Origin of the sequence: Streptomyces sp. NPDC126503 (assembly GCF_040302405.1) — a bacterium.
GTDB classification, from domain to species: Bacteria; Actinomycetota; Actinomycetes; order Streptomycetales; family Streptomycetaceae; genus Streptomyces; species Streptomyces gulbargensis.
In genome coordinates this window covers 209,862-227,890 of record NZ_JBEORS010000003.1, presented here as the reverse complement: position 1 = coordinate 227,890, position 18,029 = coordinate 209,862, and the positions used below count along the sequence as shown (strand labels likewise).

Genomic DNA, 18,029 nt, shown 5'->3' with positions numbered 1-18,029 from the left:
ACGAGGTGTCGCGTCACTGCCTCAGTGACGACGAACCGGAGAGCGTGCACATCGAGGTACATCTGCCCGGACGACTGGACCCGGCACGGCTGCGGGCCGCGTTCCGGCGGGCGCTGCTGACGCACTCCAGGGTGCTGGTGCGCGAAGTGCCCGGCCGTCGGCACCGGCGGTCCTTCGCGTGGGAGCTGACCGGCGAACCGGACAGCGACCCGGTGGTCCTCGCGGGGCGGGGTCCCGACGCGTTGGCCGCCGCCCGGGCCCGCGCGCTGAGCGCATGCCCGCCGCTCACCCTGTCGCCGCCCCTGCGCCTGGAAGTCGTCGAGATGGGAGAGGGAACGGGCGCCCCGGAGCCGTCGGCGGCGGGCGAGGCTTCGCGGCCCGGGACCGTGCTCCTGCTGACGATGCATCACACCGCCCTCGACGCGCCGTCGGGGCTGCGGCTCCTCGCCACGACCGCGGACCAGTACGGAGGAGTGGACCCCGCCCCGGTCACCCGGCGGGTCCGGCCGGGGCGCCCGGGCCCCGCTCCGAGCGGGACAGGTCGCGCCGTACGTACGCGCCCCGTACGCGTCGCGCCGGACTCCCGCCCCGAGCCGGTACGCGCCCGCGCCGTGGGCAACGGCATGCTGCAGACGGACCTGCCCGTTCCTCGGCGTGTGACGCGGGACGGAGGCCACCCGCCCTGGACCGTCAACGACCAACTGCTGGTCGCCACATCGCTGATGGTGACCCGCTGGAACGTCTCGCAAGGCCGGCGGGCCGGTGCGGTACGGATCACGATGCCCGTCGACGACCGGCCGCGCGGCACGGAGATGCCGATGGGCAACGGAACCCGGCTCGTCGAGGTGGCCATGACCCCCGAGGACCCGCACGACGCGGACCTGCTGCTCGGCGAGCGGCCGGACCCGGCGGCCGTGGCCCGGTTGCTGCGCACCACCGCTCGGCGCACCCACGCACTGAAGTCGGTCCAGGGCGCCCCCCTCGGTGCCGGGGCGAGTCTGCTGACCGCACCGCTGCTGCCGGTCGGCATCAGGGGCGTGCTCACCCGTGGCGCACGGCGGGTGGCGGCGCCCTGGATGTCGACGGCACTGGTCACCAACATCGGACGCGTGCCGTACACGCTGGACTTCGGCGACGCCGGCCGGGCGACGGCCGTGTGGTTCTCCGCACCGGCGCGGATGCCGCGCGGGCTGAGCGTGGCCGCGGCATCCACCGGCGGGCGACTGCATGTGACGCTGCGCTGGTCGCGGGCGCTGCTCGATGACGCGGCCGGTGCGGACCTGATGGGTTTGTTCGCGGCGTCGCTGTCGACAACGTCTCTCACCTCTGCCGGGGCGAATGCTCCGGGGACGGGGCCGGGGCCGGGAGCCGCGACCGGGGAGACGGACGCCACCGCCGCGGACGCCGGGGCGACTCCGGCCCGGGATCACGCACCGGGCCCGGGCGGCCCGTACCACCGCGACACGCGGCATCCCGACCCCACGCCAGGCGGAGCCCGCTCCGCCCAGGACCACCACCAGAGGCCGTCATGACTCTCTCCGCCAGTGGCTCCGCAGCAACCACCGGGAAGTCGCCCGAGGCGGCGGTGGCTTCGCCGGGTCGGCCGGTTCCCGGGCTTCGGGACTTCTACGAGAACCCCACCGTTCCCGTCGCCTCGGGGGAAGCCCGTACCCTGCGCCAGGCCCGGATGCTGGCCGATGCGCTCGGCCCCGTCGGACCCGGCCGCCCGGCCGCGATCGTGCTCGACGTGGGCTGCGGGGACGGCTCGGCGGGCGCGACCGCCACCCGCGTCCTGGACGGGCACCGCATCGTGGGCATCGACTGGTCGCAGGACGCCCTGCGCCGGGCGGCACCGCGCCTGGGCCAGGTCGTCCGCGGCGAGCTGACCGGCAGCGGGCTGCCGTTCGCCTCCGGCAGCGCCGACGCCGTGCTGTTCAGCGAGGTCGTCGAGCACCTTGTCGACCCCGACAGCGCCCTCGACGAACTGCGCAGGGTGCTGCGACCGGGTGGGCATCTGATGCTCTCGACGCCGAACCTCGGCGCCTGGTACAACCGCGCCCTGCTGCTCGCCGGGGTCCAGCCGGTGTTCTCCGAGGTGAGTCTGCGCCGCATCCACGGCAGACCGGGCAAGGAGGTGGTGGGCCATCTCAGGCTGTACACGGCGCGAGCGCTGCGTGAGTTCGTGGCGGCGTCCGGGTTCGAGGTGGTGACGGTCGCCGGTGCGCCGTTCCACGGAGTGCCGCGCCCGCTCCGCCCGCTGGACCGCTTGGCCTGTGGGCTGCCGTCCCTCGCTTCCATCCTCCTCGTGCATGCGAGAAAGGTGTAGCCCGTGGTGTGGGGTGTGACCGCCGCTTTGGTGGCGAACGTCCTGTACAGCACCGGCTTCGTCCTGGAGAAGCGGGCGCTGGCAGGCATGCCGCCGCTGAGCGCCGCACAGCCGGGCCGGGCCCTGATCCTGCTGGCCTGCAGACCCTTGTGGATCTGCGGGGCCACGGCGCTGGCCCTGGGGTTCGCCGCGCAGCTGGCTGTCTACCGCACACTGCCGATCGCCGCCGCCCAGGGCTTGTTCCTGTCCGGCCTTGTCCTCCTGCTGGTGCTCTCGTCGGTGGTGCTCGGTGAGCGCCCCTCCGGCCGTGAGCGGCGTGCGGTGGCCGTCATCGGTCTGGCGCTGGTGATGGTGGTGGCCTCGCTGTACGGGTCCGGCGAGGAGATCAGCCGCAGCGCGCCCACGGGTACCCTGCTGGCACTGTGCGTGCCGACCCTCGTGGCCGGACTGGCGCTCTACACGGCCGCGGAGCGGCGCGCCCGCCGGCGCCATCGGCAGCCGACCACAGGAGTGGCCTACGCGGTCGCGGTCGGTCTGATCTACGGCGTCAGCTCGCTCGCCATCAAGGGCGTCTCCGGACATCTGGACACGTCGGACCTCCTGGGTGGCGTGCCCGCCCTGGTCTCCTCCCCGTACCCGTACCTCCTCCTGCTGACAGGGGTCAGTGGTCTGGTGCTGTCACAGACCGCGCTCCAGCGTTGCCGGGCCTCGCTGATCGTGCCGGTGTGCTCGACGGTGACCTGTGTGTTCACCGTCGTGAGCGGCACGATCGCGTTCGACGAGCCGCTGCCCGACGACGCGTTGCGACTGATACTGCGTCTCGGCGGCATCGTGCTCGCACTGACGGTCCTGCTCACCCTGCCGCGACACGACGCGGACACCCCCACTTCCGAAGGAACCCGGTCATGACCCCTGACAACCCGCTGCTGAAGATCCTCGCCTGCCCGCTCGACAAGGGGCCGCTGATCCTCGACGAGAGCGGGGGCGCGCTCTACAACCCGCGCCTGCGTCGTCGCTATCCGATCGTCGACGGCATTCCTCAGCTGCTTCCTTCTTCCGGAGTGCAGGTCGTCGAAGAGGAACCTGCACTCGAGAACGAGCATGACGTCTCCGCCGGCCTGTCCGACTCCGCGGGCGGGGACCGCGCTTAGGGCGTCCGTCCCGCGCACGTTCGCTGAGCCGACGCACCCCACCGCCGCGACCGCGCTCCTCCCGGGTGCGCCCGCCGCGCACCACGGTGGGTCTCTGGCGCACGGGCGTTCGGTTAGTCTGGCCGTGCCGGGCGGGCCCGGCTCGGCGTCGGACCGGGTGACGGGGCCGCCGAGGGGGAAGGCACGGGACGGACGGAACGGGCAGAGGTAGCGCGCAGGTGACGGACGGAGACCGGGCTCGGGCCCGTCGTGGCGCCGCAGGGGCGGCGCCCCTGCGGCGGTCGAGGGGTGGCGCGGGCCGCGGTCCGGCGGCCCGGGTGAGACGCCATGGGTAAGGTCGCGCTCACGGCAGCCGCCCTCTACGTCATCGTCCTGCTCCGCGCCGGAGGAACCTTCGCCGTCGGGTGGCTGGCCGGTGCAGGAGCCCGCCGGAGCAGACTCGCGGAGCGCGTCTCGTCGGCCAAGTTCGCGCGCGTGGAACGGGCGATCCAGCGGTGGGGCGCGCCGGTGGTGGCCGTCTCCTTCCTGACCGTCGGCTTTCAGACCGTCGCCAACCTCCTGGCCGGCAGCATGCGCATGCCGCTGACCCGATACCTCCCCGCCCTGTTCCTCGGGGGAGCGGCCTGGGCGCTGATCTACGCGACGGCGGGCCTCGGCGCGCTCGAAGTGCTGCTCGGACTGTTCGCCGCGCACCCGGCGCTCGGGGTGGCCGCCGTGGCCGGACTCGTCCTCGCCGTGGGCGGCGGGGTGGCGTACCGCAGAAGAAGAAGGGCGGCGCCGCCGGCTCCCCCCGACGCCGGGGACGAGGAGTCCTGAACCCGCCTGCCGGGCCCGTACGCGAGGCGTGAGCGCCGTCGGCCGCGGAGCGGCTCCTGCCCCGCGCCGGCGCGGAGCCGGGACGGCCGGCCTACGGGGCGGGTTCCGCCGGCAGTGTGTCCTTGCTCCGCAGGACATCGCCCGACCAGCACAGCCGGTACAGGTCGACCGGCCCCCACAGATCGCGGCCGGAGCGGTAGAACTCGCAGCGCGTCCCCGCCGGGGCGGGTGCCGAGCGGGCGTGATCGGGCGGGTACGGGAAGGGACGCTCCGGCAGGACCGGGGCGAGGTCCGTACGCGACCGCCCCGGCTCCAGGTCCGCGAACCGCGAAGGCGGCAGCACCCCGGTCGTCAGCTGCCAGGCCAGGAGGACGGCGGCCGGGACGAAGAAGACCGCCGCCGCGACCGGTGCCGCGAAGGCGAGGGCGGAGCGGCGGCGGGCGCTGCGCCGGGCCCGCGCGAGGCGTGCGGCCGATTCGGGGGCGGTCGCGGAGCCGTCACCGCCCGCGCCGGGCGTCCGGCGGTCCGGTGCCCGGTGGGGGAGGACGGCGGTGAGCCGGAACCCGTCCCGGTGCGGACCGGCCGTCAGCGAACCGCCGAGCACGGCCACCCGCTCCCGCAACCCCGGCAGGCCCCGGCGGCCCGGTCCGGCGGTCCGGCCGGCCCCCGGCGCGGGAACCGTGTTGACCACGGTCACCCGGGTGCGGTCGGCCTCGTGGACGAGGGTCACCCGGACCGTGCCGCCCGGCGCGTGCTTCACGGCGTTGGTCAGCGCCTCCTGCACCACCCGGTACAGCCCGCGCGCGACCAGCGGCGACAGCACGGGAGCCGGTCCGCGCCGCTCCCAGCGCAGCGGCACCCCGGAGGCGACCGCCCGCGCCAGGAGGTCGTCCACCGTCTCCGGTACGGCGGTGTCCGCCGTACCCGGCTCACGGGGCTCGTGCAGCGCGGCTACCGTCTCCCGCAGCTGTTCGACGGCGTCCACGACGGTCCCGCGCAGGTCGGCCAGGTCGGCGCGGTCGCGCGCGGTGAGGTCGGGGGAGAGCTCCAGGGCGCCGGCCCGCAGCGCGACCAGGCTGAGCGCGTGCCCCAGGGAGTCGTGCATGTCGGCGGCGATGGCGGCGCGTTCGGTCAGCCGGGCCCGCTCCGCGACCAGGTGCTGCCGCTCCTCCAGGCTCCGGGCCAGCCGCCACCCCTCGCGGACGAGCTCCCGCCGGCCGCGCCACTGCCGGCCGGCCAGCCACGGCAGCAGCAGGGCGGCGGGCAGGACGGTCACGGCGTAGAACCACCACACCGGCGGCACCCGCAGCACCGCGCAGACCGCCACGTCGACGGCCAGGCACCCGGCCAGCACCAGCGAGGGACCCCGGGCCGGCCCGACCCGGGCGCCCAGCAGACAGCTCAGCACGGCCACCGAAAGGACCTGCGCGTTGGCGGGGGTCGAGGAGCCCGCGAGCCCCAGGGCGCACAGACCGTTCGCGAGACACACCGCCACCCCCGGCCGGGCCCGCGACAGCGGTACTGCCACCGCCAGGACGGCCGCCGGGAGCAGCAGGCCCGTCACCGGCGAGGCCCCGCCCGCGTCCCGGAAGCCGTACCAGGTGGCGGCGGCGAGCGCCGCCCACAGCGTCACGTCGACGAGCAGGTGCCGGACCGGGGGTGTGCGGAGATGCCGCATGAGGGATCGGCGTCCTTTCCGGTCGTCTCGGCACGTGCGGTCCCCGCACGCCGCCCGCGCGATGCGTTCCGTTCGATTGTCGGGCACCGGCACCGGGCGGGCGGCCGTGCCGGGCGGCCCGCCCGGTCTCAGGCGTCCCTGCGCCGCAGCACGTACAGACCGGTGAGGTGGGCCGCCGCGGCCCACGCCGCCACCACGAGGACGGCCGTCGTCGTGCCGTACGGAGCGTCGGCGCCGGCCCGCATGAGGTGGTCGCCCGCCCCGTAGGGGAGACGGTCCTCGACGGCCGCGAGCGTCTCGCCGCCGAGCCCGAGGAGCACACTGGGCAGCCCCCACAGCAGGAGGACAAGGACGGAGAGGGCGCCGGCCGCGTGCCGGGCCGCGAAGGCCACGCCGACGGTGAGCACGGCGACGAGCGCCTCGTAGACCGCCAGCCCGAGGACCTGCCCGAGGGCCGTCCCCGGCTCGAACGAGGCCCGCCCCTCGAACGGTCCCCACGCCACCGCCGTACCCACGACCCCGTACACGGCACCGCCGAGGAAGGCGACGGCGCCCGCCACGAGCGCCTTCGCCCCCTGGACGAGGTGCCGGCGCGGCACCGCCAGGAGCGAGGACCGCACGCTCCCGGTCGCGTACTCCGAGGTGACCGCGACCGTGGCGAGGACGACCACGGCGAACTGCGAGATCATGGCGGAGGCGGCCGCCGCGTTCGCGACCGGCTGCACCGGATGGCCGTTGATGCGGGCGATCGAGGCGTAGTAGAAGGTGAACACGCCCGTGACCAGGAGCCCGGCGGCGAGACAGATCCACGCGGACCTGACGGACCACAACTTGCTCCACTCGGCGGCCACGGCGCCCGCGAACCCGCCGGACCCGCGCGCCTCCCTGGGCCCGGGCCTGACCGGCGCGGTCCCCGTTTCCTCCGGTCCCGTCGATCCGCCGTGCCTCGTCGTCGTGCTCATCGCCCGTCCCCTTCCGCGCCGCCGCCCCTGCCGCTCCGGCTGCTCCCGCCGTCCGTGCCGTCCGGTGGCTCCGTGGTCTTCGAGGCGGGTCCGCCCGTCACGTACTCGACGCTCCGCGCGGTCAGATCCATGTACGCCTGCTCCAGGGACACGCGGACATCGCCCAGACCGTGCAGCCGTACGCCGCAGTGGTGGGCGAGGTCCCCGACCTCGGCGGCCGTGCGGCCCTCGACCAGGAGCGTGCCGTCCGCCGACGTCTCCACGCCCACCCCGTCGAACGCCGTCAGGCGGCGGACCAGCACCGCCCGCTCCTGCGGGTCGGGCACCGAGGCACGCGCGGAGGCGGGGGAGGCGGAGGCCAGGAAATCGGCCATGGAGGTGTCGTCGAGCAGCCGGCCGCGGCCGATGACGACGAGGTGATCGGCGGTCAGCTGCATCTCGCTCATCAGATGGCTGGAGAGGAAGACGGTGCGCCCCTCCGCCGCCCGGTCCCGCACGAGCCGCCGGATCCACCGCACGCCGTCGGGGTCGAGGCCGTTCACCGGCTCGTCCAGGATCAGCACCGGGGGATCACCGAGCAGCGCGCCCGCCACCCCCAGCCGGCCGCTCATGCCCAGCGAGTACGTCCCCGCCGGCCGGCGGGCGGCCTCACCGAGGCCCACCGTCTCCAGCACCTCGTCCACCCGGCGCACCGGGATGCCGTTGGCCCTGGCCTGGGCGATCAGATGCGCGCGGCCGGAACGCGCGGGATGGACGGCCCGGGCGTCCAGCATCGCGCCGACCGCCCGCAGCGGCCGGCGCAGATCGGAGTAGGGCTGGCCGGCGATCAGAGCCCGCCCGCGCGTGGGATGGTCGAGCCCCAGGATCATGCGCATGGTGGTGGACTTCCCGGCCCCGTTGGGACCGAGGAAGCCGGTCACACGGCCGGAGCGGACGTCCAGGGTCAGATCGTCCACGGCGAGCTTGTCGCCGTAACGCTTCGTCAGTCCTCTGAGGCTGATCACAGAAGTTCCTCACAGTCGGTCGGTGGTCGCGCCGCCCTCGCGGCGTGCCGGAACGGCGTGGCGCGGTCGGCGTACGGGAAGGGGGCGCGGTTCACGGAGACGGCGGGTGGCCCGCCGCCTTTCCCGTACGGCACCGACGCTAGGAGCGGGCGGGGGCCGCGCCCATCGGCCGAAGGGCAGCGGCTTCCCGCCGTTCGTCAGGGGTGCCCTCGTCCCCCGGGAGGATCTCCGGCGACCCGCGCCCGAACGGCGGGACCTGGCCCTAGGCTCGTCCGTGTGGACGAGAAGACGGCGGGCGGCCGAGCGGTGAGGATCCTGGTCGCGGACGACGAGGCCCTGGTCAGGGCGGGCATCCGGGCCGTCCTGGCGCGGGATGCGCACACCGAGGTGGTCGCGGAGGCGGGCGACGGGCACGAGGCCCTCGCGCTCGCCCACCGGCACCGGCCGGACGTGGTTCTGCTGGACATCCAGATGCCCGGCCTCGACGGTCTGTCGGCGGTGGCCCGGTTCCGCAGGGAGCTGCCGGCGGTCGGCGTGATCATGCTGACCACCTTCGGGCAGGACGCGTACATCACCCGCGCTCTGGAGGAAGGCGCCGACGGCTTCCTGCTGAAGGCGGACGACCCGCGCGAACTCCTCAACGGCGTACGGGCGGTGGGCACCGGCGGCGCCTACCTGTCCCCCCGGGTCGCCGGCCGCGTCATCGCCGGCCTGCGCGCCCACCGGTCGGCGCACCCCCGCCGTCCGCTGCACCGGCTGACGGAACGGGAGCGCGAGGTACTGGCCGCACTCGGCGCGGGGCTGTCCAACGCGGAGATCGCGAACCGGCTGCACCTGGTCGAGGGCACGGTCAAGGCCCACGTCAGCGCCGTCCTCACCAAACTGGGCGTACGCAACCGGGTGGAGGCGGCCGTCGCCGCCCACGAGGCCGGCCTGATCGAGCCGGGCCCCGCCTGATCCTCACCGGCCCGGCCTGAGGGAGGCGGGACGCCCCCAGTGCGGGGGAGGGGGCGCCGGCGCGTGCGGACTCCGGGTCAGAGCCAGCCCGCGCGCTGCGCCTGAAGGGCCATCTGGAAACGGCTGGTGGCCCCCAGCCTGGCCATCAGGATCTGGACCCGGCGGAAGAGCGTGCGGCGGCTGATGCCGAGCTCGCGGGCGATGACCTCGTCGGGCGCGCCGGCCGCGAGGAGGCCCAGGAGACGCCGGTCGGCGGGCGGCGGACCGCCCGGGCGCGGGGCGGAGCCGCCGTGGAAGGGCAGGGCGCTGTTCCAGGTCTGCTCGAAGAGGGCCACGAGGGCGGAGAGCAGGCCGCACGGCTGCACCACCAGCATCGTGTTGTGGACGTCGGCCTCCCGGATGGAGAGCGACACCAGCGCGTACGCCTCGTCGATGATCACCAGTTTGACCGGGACGGAGGGCAGCACCCGCGCCTGTTCACCGGCCTCGATGCAGGGCTCGATGCTCGCCGTCAGGTTGCCCGGGTGCTCCAGCGAGGCGCGCGAGTACACGACCCGCTGCGTCACGCCGCGCGCCAGCGTGGCCAGGGCGTCCTCCGTCGCCCCGGGCAGGGGGAAGTAGGGCGGCGAGTCGAGCTGCCGGATCTGCTCCCGGGCACTGGCCCACGCCTGCCGCATCCGCGGGCCCACGGCGTCTCCGGTCACGACCTCCACCAGATGGTCGTTGTACGAGGCCAGGCGCTGCCGCCGGAAGGACTCGAAGGCGCCCCCGACGGTGATGCGCGACTCGTCCAGCTCCGCCGCCCGGTGCCGGCCCAGGATCTCCAGGCCCGCGGCGGGCGGCACCGGCGCCACGACGTCCCCCGGCCCCGTGGCGGCACTCGCCAGACCGGCGTCGACCAGTTCGCCATACGCCGCGGTGAGCGCCGCGCCGCCCAGCCCGGCCGCCTCCCCGACCGCGTCGAGAGGCGCGGGCGCCCGCTCCAGCAGGGCCAGGTAGACCCGGCTCGCGACCTCGCCGACCCCCAGCAGCCGCAGGGCGCCGGCGAGCCGGCCGTGCGCGGAGGCCGCCCGGGGGGAGAACGCGGTGTCCGCCCGGGGCGGGGAGGCGGGGGCCGGGGAGGCAGAAGTCATGGCCGCATTATCGACGGCGGCCGCCGGGTCGGAGGCGGGTGGGGCGGGGGCGGATGGCCGATCCGTGCCACTGGCACTTCCGGGCCCCGCGGCGGCTCGCCCGCCGGTACCGTCCGGGCTCGGACACGCACCACCGGCCGGCCCGGGGGAGGGGAACGGCGGCAACGGCTTCACGGCGGCTCCTGGCACCGCCACGACCGGGACCCCGCCACCGTCACGTTTCATCGCCACGCCAGGACCCCTGGCGCCGCCGTCGCCCGCGCCACCGGCAGGCCGTCCGGCACCGCCGCGGCCACCGGCACTCACCGGTCACCGGGACGACCCCGGGCCGCGGCGCCCGCCCGCCACCCGGTGGCCATCGGCACCGCACCGCACGGACGCACACCCGGTCACGCACATCCGGTCACCCACCGGGACGAAAGGAGCACCTCATGGCCAAGCGCCGCAAGAACGGGCTGTACGACGGCATCTCCGAGGAACTGTCCGCGCTCATGCGCACGGGCTGGGCGGACACCGAACGGCACGACCTGGAGCCGGACGAGCAGGCCCCGTACGCGGCCCGGCGCCGCGCCGCGCTCTCCGCGCGCTTCCCCGGCGAACGCCTCGTTGTCCCGTCCGGCAACCTAAAGACGCGTTCGAACGACGATCCGTACCCCTTCCGTCCCTACTCCGGTTACGTGCACATGACCGGTGACCAGGCCCGGGACGGTGCCCTCGTCCTCGAACCGCGCGCCGACGGCGGCCACGACGCCTACTGCTACCAGCTCCCGCGCGACAGCCGCGACGACGACGAGTTCTGGACCGGCTACCACGCCGAGCTGTGGACGGGCCGCCGCCGCTCCCTCGCCGAGTCCGAGCGCGTCCTCGGCCTGCCCTGCCGCGACGTGCGGACGGCCGCCCGGGACCTGGCGGCGGGCTCCGGCGCGCCGACCCGGATCGTCCGCGGGCACGACCCGGCCCTGGAGGCGGCCGTCACCACCGACGAGGAGCGGGACGCCGAGCTGGAGACGGCCCTCGGCGAGCTCCGGCTCGTCAAGGACGACTGGGAGATCGCCGAGCTCCGCAAGGCCTGCGACTCCACCGTGCGCGGCTTCACCGACGTCGTGGGGGAGCTGTCCCGGGCGGTCGCCACCTCCGAGCGGTGGATCGAGGGCACCTTCTTCCGCCGCGCCCGCCTCGAGGGGAACTCCGTCGGCTACGGCTCGATCTGCGCCGCCGGTGAGCACGCCACGATCATGCACTGGACCGACAACGACGGCCCGGTCCGCCCCGGCGACCTCCTCCTGCTCGACGCCGGCGTGGAGACCCGTACGCTCTACACCGCCGACGTCACCCGCACCCTGCCGGTCTCCGGCACCTTCAGCCCGCTCCAGCGGCGGGTGTACGAGGCGGTGTACGAGGCCCAGGAGGCCGGCATGGCCGCGGTCGAGCCCGGCGCCCCCTACCGCGCCTTCCACGAGGCGGCCCAGCGCAGTCTCACCGCGCGCCTGGTCGAGTGGGGTTTCATCGAGGGTCCCGTGGACCGGGCGTACGCCCTCGGCCTCCAGCGCCGCTTCACCATGGCCGGTACCGGGCACATGCTCGGCCTCGACGTGCACGACTGCGCCACCGCCCGGACGGAGCAGTACGTCGACGGCGTCCTGGAGCCGGGCATGGTGCTCACCGTCGAGCCCGGCCTGTACTTCCAGGCCGACGACCTCACGGTGCCGGAGGAGTGGCGCGGCATCGGGGTACGGATCGAGGACGACCTGCTGGTCACCGCCGACGGGCACGAGAACCTCTCGGCCGGCCTGCCGCGCACCGCCGACGAGGTCGAGGCGTGGATGGCCCGTTTCGCGGGGTGACCCCCGCACCCGGCCCGCCCGCCTCGCCCGGGGGGCGGACAGACGGTTCCGCCGTCACGGGGTAGGGATCTCCTCGGAAGGCGCGTGCGCGCCGGGAGCCGAGGAGGCGTCGTGGAAAACAGGGTCACCGGTTTCGTTCAGTCCTTCAACCGTCACGCCGGTTACGGGTTCGTCCTCGCCGTGGGCTCCGAGGACCCGGTCTACTTCCGGGCCGAGGACGTGGAAGGCGGGGCCCAGGCCCTTTCGGAAGGGCAGCAGGTCTCGTTCGTGCTGGTCCTCGGAGAGGGCCGTTTCGAGGCGAAGGAGATCCGCCCCTGACGGTGCCGGCCGCTGCGCGCACCCGCACCGGCCGGCACCGCCCGGCGGGACGTGTCCGCCGCGGCGGGGGCGGGACGGCTGCGGCCGGTGGGGCGGGAGGGGGACGCCCGAGGCGAACGGGTGAGCGGGCCGGAGCCGTACATTCACCGATTCAGGTGACAGTGGACCAGGCGAAACGTGCCTCTCCTGGACGGGGCGGCCACGCTCGTCGTGACACCTGGCCCCACCCTGTGGAGCGTCCGATGCAGCTGATCCCCCGTCACGACCCGCACCTCCTCGTCCGCTCGTCCGACGGCCACACCGTCGCGGCGCTCCTCGGCGAACTCGACCTCGTGCAGGTCCGCCGCCTGCGCCCCGAGCTCGACGCCCTCGTCCGCGAGTCGGACGCCCTGACCGTCGACGTCCGCCGGCTCGCCTTCTGCGACGCGACGGGGCTCGGCCTCCTCGCCCACGGAGCGGGACGGGCACGGGAGAGCGGAGTCCGCTGGTGGCTGGTGTGCGACCAGCCCTGGCTGCTCCGGCTCATCCGGCTGACCGCCCTCGACGAACTGCTGCGCCCCCGCCCCTTCGCCCCTTACGGGTCGCTCGACCCCGTGCTGCCCTCCCGCCCTCCCGGGCCGCTCGACCCCGGACGGTGCGGCGAGGTGGTGCCTTGAGCCATGCACCGGCAAGTCGATCACCGAAGGCTTCCGGCGGAGGGCGCCGCGATATCGTCGCCGTGTGCCTGAAGTCCGGTGGACCACGCCCTCGTTCCTCGTGCTCGGCATCATCGACCAGCTGGGCGAGGCCAGTCCGTACGACGTGAAGGTCGAGGCCGCCCGTACGGTGGCGCCCTTCCGGTCGATGCCTCCGGCGCCGACGGCCGATCGCGGACCGGTCCGGCGTCACCCGGCCGACCGGGACACCGGCGCCCGTGTGCCCGCCGCGAGCGAAGGAGAAGGCCGATGAGCGACGCCGGACGTCATGGCACGCGGAGGCGGCCCTGGCGGGCGGACCCTCCTCGCCGGACTCCTCCTCACCGGCATCGCCGGCCACTGGCTGCTCACCCCGGCCACGCGGGGCGGGTGAGGCGGGGGAGCGGCGCGAGGGGGCACGTCCGGCGGACCGGGGCGGCTCCGGCTCCCCGGTGGCGGGCCGCCGCGTCCACCGGGGCGCCCTGGACCCCGTGACCCGGTTCCCGCGCACCGCCGGGCACCCTCCGGCGTCCGAACGGCTGTGCCAGAATCGGGCCGCATGAAGCATGATCATGACGCGCCGCGTCTGTCCGTCGGCCACGGTGACCCCGAGCTCCAGGCGGTCCTCGACAAGGGCCTCGACGCCTTCAACTTCCCGGCGACCGGCACCACGCCCGAGGACCAGGGAGAGCTGTCGGTGAAGGCCGTCGACGAGTCCGGCGAGGTGATCGGCGGTCTGACCGCCTGGACATGGGGCGGGCTGCTCGGCATCGAGATGCTGTGGATCCGCGAGGACAGCCGCCGCGACGGCTGGGGGAGCCGGCTCCTGCGCGCCGCCGAGGAGGAGGCCCGGCGGCGCGGCTGCGACCGCGCGACCGTCTCCTCGTTCACCTTCCAGGCCCCCGACTTCTACCGGCGCCACGGATACGTCGAGACCGGCCGCACTCTCGGCATCCCCGGCGGCGCGGAGGACGTCCACTTCTACAAGCGTCTGACCGCGCTCGCCGAGGACGGCGGCTCCGAGGGGAGCGGAGCCGCGTAGCAGTGGACGGACACCTCCCGCGAGGGGCCCCAGCGCTGGGCGACGGTGGCCAGCCGCCGCCAGCCGAGCCGCTCGTAGAGGGCCGTCGCGGCGGTGTCGGAGGCCACGACGTCGAGCACCGGATGGAGACCCCGGCCCCGGGCCTCCTCCACGGCCCGGCCCAGCAGGAGGGCGCCGAGGCCACGGCCCCTGGCCCACGGGGCGACGAACAGCCGGCCGACGACCGCCGTCGCGGCGGCCCGTGAGCCGTTCCGCCCGCTCCACAGCGCCGGGGCGAGATCGCCGTCCCCGGCGGCGGCCAGAGCCACGTGCCCGGTCACGGCACCCTCGCGCTCCGCGACCCAGGCCCCCAGCGCGGCGGCGGGTGCCAGCCACGCGCCGGGCCGCGCGGGCCAGTCGACCGGGTACCCGTCGGCGCGGTGGACCTCGGCGAGGACCCTTACGCACGCCTCCAGGTCGTCGTCGGACCGCGGCCTGAGCCGGTCGGGGCGACGGGCTGCCGCGGGGGTCTTCTCGACGGTGCTCATGGCCGCCATGCTAGGGGGTGTCTCACCGCGTGGACTCTCTCCTCCGCCTTGCGCTCTTCCCCTGGGCCCGGAGGGCCGGGGGAGACCCCGGGCACCGGACGCCGCTCCCTGATCCGGCCAGATCGATAAGGCACCCCCTGGGCCCGGCCGCGGCTCGGAGGCCGGGCGTTTATTCCGTGGCCGTGCCGGGGGCCGGCCCGTGATGATGGGCGGATGGTCTCTTCCCTGCCTCCGGTGGACGCCCTGCTCGTCGTGGACGTGCAGTCCGCCTTCGTCACCGGCCCCGGCGCCGTGCCCGACGCGCGCCGCCTGGTGGATCGTACGGCCGACCTGATAGCGCGGGCCCGGGTGGCCGGCGCGCTCGTCGTCCACCTCCAGAACGACGGACCGCCCGGCGCGGAGGACGAGCCCCACACGCCCGGCTGGGAGCTCCACCACCCCGTCCTGCCCGGACCGCGCGAGACGGTCGTGCGCAAGACGTACGACGACGGCTTCGAGGACACGCCGCTCGGCGGCCTGCTGACCGGCCTGGGCGTGCGCGCGGTCGCCGTCTGCGGCGTGATGTCGGAGATGTGCGTGCAGGCGACGGCCCGTACGGCCCTGGAGCTCGGCCACCGGGTCGTCGTGCCGTACGACGCCCACGCCACGCAGGACGTCCCCGCCGTGCCCGGCGTCTGCGAGGCGGTCCCGGCCGCGGTCGCCTCGCGTGTCGCCGCGTACGCCCTGGGCTCGGACGCGGAGGTCACCGTGCCGGCCTCCGCCGTCACCTTCGCGGCCCCCGGGGGTCGTTGAAAGCCCCCGGTCGGCCGGAGGCGGCGGCCGGTGCCCGCGAGCGGGTGGAAGGCGTCTCAGCAGGGCGGGAGTGCCTCCGCCACCTCCGTGATCACGCGGTCGCTCCACCCCTGCGCCCGTACCTCCGCGCCGTCCTCGTCGGAGAGCGGCGCCGGCTCGGCCGGCACCCGCAGCGCGAGCGCCACCGGCGCCGCCTCGCGGACGTCGCCCGGCCCGCCCTGGCCGGGCCGGTTCGATGCCGGTCTCGCTCGGCCCCGCCGCGCACGCCGCCGCCATGTGCGCCTGCCGGCAGGGGCCGCAGCCGTTCCACTTCTGAACGGCGACGGCTTCTCGCTGACGGCGCGGGGGATCTTCACCCGCTTCATGGCCCGCAGAAGGCCGGACAGCCGTCGAGCAGCGCGGGCGAGCGCGCCCCGGCCGACACCCTCTCCCCGGCGGAGCCGTGCCGCGGGCGCTGTCCCCGAGCAGCCCGCCGCCCGAAACCGGAGCCGGCTCGGGGGTGAGCGCTGTCAGGCTTCGCGTGGCCACACGGGCCCCCTCCGGACACCCGTAGCGGGTGCGGCGAACGGAAGGGGGCCGTGTCCCGGCGCGGAGCGCCCTCCCGGCCGGCACGGCGGCGGGCCACCGTTCGGCCCTGCCGCACAGCGCCCGGCCGGGCGTCCTCGGCTAGGGTGAGGCGGTAGGGATCGCCCCCCGGGGGCCAGACCGATGCGTAGGTCGATGCGGTGGGCACTCATCAGTTTCCGAACAGGGTTCCGCAGCCGCCCCGGGCGGCCGTCGGGGACGCCGGTGTGCTCCGGGAACTGCTCCCCATCGCGCTCTGGCGCGAGGACGCCGAAGGCCGCATCGTCGAGTGGTCGCTCGCCGCCCAGGACCTCCTCGGCCACCGGCCCGAGCACGTGCTCGGGCGCCTCGCCACCCCGCTCCTCGTCCCCGACGCCAACCGCGAACTCGCCGGCCGGCTCACCCGGCGCGTCCAGGCGGGCGAGACGATGGTCGGCACCCTGCCGGTACGCCACCGCGACGGCCACAACGTCGCCATGGAGATGTGGATCGTCCCGGCGGCCGACCCCCGGGGCCGGCCCGGGGCCATGCTGATCGCCGTCGAGACCTCCGAGGTCCTGCGAATGCGGGACAACCTCGCGGCGATGGAGAGCCTCTTCACCCAGTCTCCCATCGGCCTCGCCCTGCTCGGCCCCGACCTGCGGTTCCTCCGTGTCAACGACGCCCTCGCCCTGATGAACGGCGTGTCCGCCGCCGAACACCTCGGCCGCCGCCTCACCGAGGTCGTCCCCGGCGTCAACGCCGTCGCCCTCGAATCCCTGATGAGCCAGGTCCTGGAGAGCGGCACCGCCGTCGTGGACGCCCGCCGGGTCGGCCGCACCCCCGCCGACCCCGGCCGCGACCACATCTGGTCCTGCTCCTACGCTCCGCTGCTCGACCGCACCGGGCAGCACCTCGGCCTCATCGCCTCCCTGGTCGACATCACCGAGAGCCAGGAGGCCCACATCGAGGTCGAGCGGGCCCGGCACCGCTTCGCCCTGCTCGCCGAGGCCGGCGCCCGGATCGGCACCACCCTGGACCTGCGGCAGACCGCCGAGGAGGTCGTCGACTTCCTCGTACCGCAGCTCGCCGACTCCGCCGACGTCCAGATCCTCACCTCCGTCCTCGCCCCGGACGACCCCGCCGAATCCACCCGCGGCCTCCTGCGCCGGCTCGCCGCCCGCTTCCCCGACCCCTCCGCCCCCACCGCCCTGCTCGCCGCCGGACAGACCTTCCAGCTGCCCCCGGGCTCGGTGTACGAGGAGGTCGTCGCCCGCGGCCGGCCCACCCGGCTCCGTACCTCCGACATCCCGGCCCTCTTCACCGACCCCCGGGCCGAGGCCCTGCGTTCCTACCTCGCCACCCGCATCGGCTCGGCCCGGCTCGTCCCCCTCGTCGCCCGCGGCACGGTCCTCGGCGCCGTCACCGTGACCCGGCTGCGCACCCGGGAACCCTTCGACGAGGAGGACGGCGTCCTCATCGACGAGGTCGTCGCCCGCGCCGCCCTCAACATCGACAACGCCCGCCTCTACACCACCCAGCGTGAGGCCGCCCTCACCCTCCAGCGCAGCCTGACCAACAGCGCCCTTCCTGACGTCACCGGACTGGAACTCACCGGCCGCTACCTCCCGGCCAGCGCCCACGACGTGGGCGGGGACTGGTTCGACGCCATCGCCCTGCCCGGCGGCCGCACCGGACTCGTCATCGGGGACGTCATGGGCCACGGCATCCACGCCGCCGCCGTCATGGGCCAACTCCGCACCGCCGTACGGACGCTGGCCCGGCACGACATCGCACCCGCCCGGATGCTCAGCTCCCTCGACGCCGTCGTCTCCGACCTCGGTGAGGACACGATGGCCACCTGCGTGTACGCCGTCCACGACCCGGCCGCCGGCACCTGGGTCATCGCCCGCGCCGGGCACCCACCGCCCGCCGTCGCCACCCCCGACGGCACCATCACCTTCCTCGACGGCCCGCCCGGCACGCCCCTGGGCACCGGCGGCCACGACTTCGCCACCGAGGAGGTCGCCCTGCCGCCCGGAGGCCTTCTCGTGCTCTACACGGACGGGCTCATCGAGGCCCGCCACCGCGACCTCGACCAGGGCATGGACGAACTGGCCCGCGCCCTGCGCCCCTTCCTCTCCAGTCCCCTGGAGACCCTCTGCGACGAGGTCCTGGCGCGGGTCCTGTCGGCGCCCGCGCAGGACGACGTGGCGATGCTCCTCGCCCGCACCACCGCGACCGGCTCCGGTACGGGCTGAG

The 18,029-nt window shown here is 75.3% G+C and carries 19 protein-coding genes; 13 read left to right on the top strand and 6 right to left on the bottom strand.

The window, feature by feature from the left end; genetic code table 11:
• Positions 1 to 44: 44 nt before the first annotated feature.
• From ABTY40_RS06205 to ABTY40_RS06185, 5 genes are all read left to right on the top strand, one after another.
• Positions 45 to 1,532 (top strand): condensation protein, encoded by a 1,488-nt coding sequence (locus tag ABTY40_RS06205; protein WP_502990498.1) that lies wholly within the window; start codon positions 45 to 47, stop codon positions 1,530 to 1,532.
• On the top strand, positions 1,529 to 2,326 hold the full coding sequence (locus ABTY40_RS06200; protein WP_352058417.1) for a class I SAM-dependent methyltransferase: 798 nt from the start codon (positions 1,529 to 1,531) through the stop codon (positions 2,324 to 2,326). The genes ABTY40_RS06205 and ABTY40_RS06200 overlap by 4 nt, the downstream gene beginning before the upstream one ends.
• Positions 2,327 to 2,329: 3 nt before the next feature.
• Positions 2,330 to 3,235, top strand: a complete 906-nt coding sequence (locus ABTY40_RS06195; RefSeq protein WP_352058416.1) for a DMT family transporter — start codon at positions 2,330 to 2,332, stop codon at positions 3,233 to 3,235.
• Complete coding sequence (locus ABTY40_RS06190; RefSeq protein ID WP_352058415.1) at positions 3,232 to 3,477, top strand: Trm112 family protein; 246 nt, start codon at positions 3,232 to 3,234, stop codon at positions 3,475 to 3,477. Before ABTY40_RS06195 ends, ABTY40_RS06190 begins: the two co-directional genes overlap by 4 nt.
• Before the next feature lie 327 nt (positions 3,478 to 3,804).
• Positions 3,805 to 4,293: a DedA family protein gene (locus tag ABTY40_RS06185; RefSeq protein WP_352058414.1), complete on the top strand. Its 489-nt coding sequence runs from the start codon at positions 3,805 to 3,807 to the stop codon at positions 4,291 to 4,293.
• Between the two features lie 91 nt (positions 4,294 to 4,384).
• On the opposite strand, the gene ABTY40_RS06180 is transcribed toward ABTY40_RS06185, so the two are convergent.
• The 3 genes from ABTY40_RS06180 to ABTY40_RS06170 form a co-directional block, all read right to left on the bottom strand.
• Complete coding sequence (locus ABTY40_RS06180) at positions 4,385 to 5,971, bottom strand: sensor histidine kinase (protein WP_352058413.1); 1,587 nt, start codon at positions 5,969 to 5,971, stop codon at positions 4,385 to 4,387.
• A 128-nt stretch (positions 5,972 to 6,099) separates the two neighbouring features.
• Positions 6,100 to 6,933 (bottom strand): ABC transporter permease, encoded by an 834-nt coding sequence (locus ABTY40_RS06175; protein WP_352058412.1) that lies wholly within the window; start codon positions 6,931 to 6,933, stop codon positions 6,100 to 6,102.
• A complete protein-coding gene (locus ABTY40_RS06170; protein WP_352058411.1) occupies positions 6,930 to 7,937 on the bottom strand; it encodes an ABC transporter ATP-binding protein in 1,008 nt (335 codons plus the stop codon). Before ABTY40_RS06170 ends, ABTY40_RS06175 begins: the two co-directional genes overlap by 4 nt.
• A 312-nt stretch (positions 7,938 to 8,249) precedes the next feature.
• On the opposite strand from ABTY40_RS06170, the gene ABTY40_RS06165 reads away from it, so the two are divergent.
• Positions 8,250 to 8,894 (top strand): response regulator, encoded by a 645-nt coding sequence (locus tag ABTY40_RS06165; RefSeq protein ID WP_352058554.1) that lies wholly within the window; start codon positions 8,250 to 8,252, stop codon positions 8,892 to 8,894.
• A 77-nt stretch (positions 8,895 to 8,971) separates the two neighbouring features.
• Here the strand turns inward: ABTY40_RS06165 and ABTY40_RS06160 are convergent, their stop codons facing one another.
• The gene (locus tag ABTY40_RS06160) at positions 8,972 to 10,027 is read right to left on the bottom strand and encodes a LuxR family transcriptional regulator (protein WP_352058410.1); all 1,056 of its coding nucleotides are present in this window, start codon (positions 10,025 to 10,027) and stop codon (positions 8,972 to 8,974) included.
• Positions 10,028 to 10,458: 431 nt separating this feature from the next.
• Between ABTY40_RS06160 and ABTY40_RS06155 the strand changes: the two genes are divergently transcribed.
• From ABTY40_RS06155 to ABTY40_RS06135, 5 genes are all read left to right on the top strand, one after another.
• Positions 10,459 to 11,871, top strand: coding sequence for an aminopeptidase P family protein (locus ABTY40_RS06155; RefSeq protein WP_352058409.1), 1,413 nt, complete (start codon positions 10,459 to 10,461; stop codon positions 11,869 to 11,871).
• A gap of 111 nt (positions 11,872 to 11,982) precedes the next feature.
• Positions 11,983 to 12,189 (top strand): cold-shock protein, encoded by a 207-nt coding sequence (locus tag ABTY40_RS06150; RefSeq protein ID WP_345284619.1) that lies wholly within the window; start codon positions 11,983 to 11,985, stop codon positions 12,187 to 12,189.
• Positions 12,190 to 12,431: 242 nt separating this feature from the next.
• A complete protein-coding gene (locus ABTY40_RS06145) occupies positions 12,432 to 12,845 on the top strand; it encodes an STAS domain-containing protein (protein WP_352058408.1) in 414 nt (137 codons plus the stop codon).
• A 64-nt stretch (positions 12,846 to 12,909) separates the two neighbouring features.
• Complete coding sequence (locus ABTY40_RS06140; RefSeq protein WP_352058407.1) at positions 12,910 to 13,137, top strand: hypothetical protein; 228 nt, start codon at positions 12,910 to 12,912, stop codon at positions 13,135 to 13,137.
• 285 nt (positions 13,138 to 13,422) lie between these two features.
• The gene (locus ABTY40_RS06135) at positions 13,423 to 13,905 is read left to right on the top strand and encodes a GNAT family N-acetyltransferase (RefSeq protein ID WP_352058406.1); all 483 of its coding nucleotides are present in this window, start codon (positions 13,423 to 13,425) and stop codon (positions 13,903 to 13,905) included.
• Here ABTY40_RS06135 and ABTY40_RS06130 read toward each other — a convergent pair.
• Positions 13,845 to 14,432: a GNAT family N-acetyltransferase gene (locus tag ABTY40_RS06130; protein ID WP_352058405.1), complete on the bottom strand. Its 588-nt coding sequence runs from the start codon at positions 14,430 to 14,432 to the stop codon at positions 13,845 to 13,847. The two genes, ABTY40_RS06135 and ABTY40_RS06130, sit on opposite strands and share 61 nt — an antisense overlap.
• A gap of 213 nt (positions 14,433 to 14,645) precedes the next feature.
• On the opposite strand from ABTY40_RS06130, the gene ABTY40_RS06125 reads away from it, so the two are divergent.
• A complete protein-coding gene (locus ABTY40_RS06125) occupies positions 14,646 to 15,224 on the top strand; it encodes an isochorismatase family protein (protein WP_352058404.1) in 579 nt (192 codons plus the stop codon).
• A gap of 56 nt (positions 15,225 to 15,280) precedes the next feature.
• On the opposite strand, the gene ABTY40_RS06120 is transcribed toward ABTY40_RS06125, so the two are convergent.
• On the bottom strand, positions 15,281 to 15,409 hold the full coding sequence (locus ABTY40_RS06120) for a hypothetical protein (RefSeq protein WP_352058403.1): 129 nt from the start codon (positions 15,407 to 15,409) through the stop codon (positions 15,281 to 15,283).
• A gap of 606 nt (positions 15,410 to 16,015) precedes the next feature.
• Between ABTY40_RS06120 and ABTY40_RS06115 the strand changes: the two genes are divergently transcribed.
• Positions 16,016 to 18,028 (top strand): SpoIIE family protein phosphatase, encoded by a 2,013-nt coding sequence (locus ABTY40_RS06115; RefSeq protein WP_352058402.1) that lies wholly within the window; start codon positions 16,016 to 16,018, stop codon positions 18,026 to 18,028.
• Position 18,029: the final 1 nt, after the last annotated feature.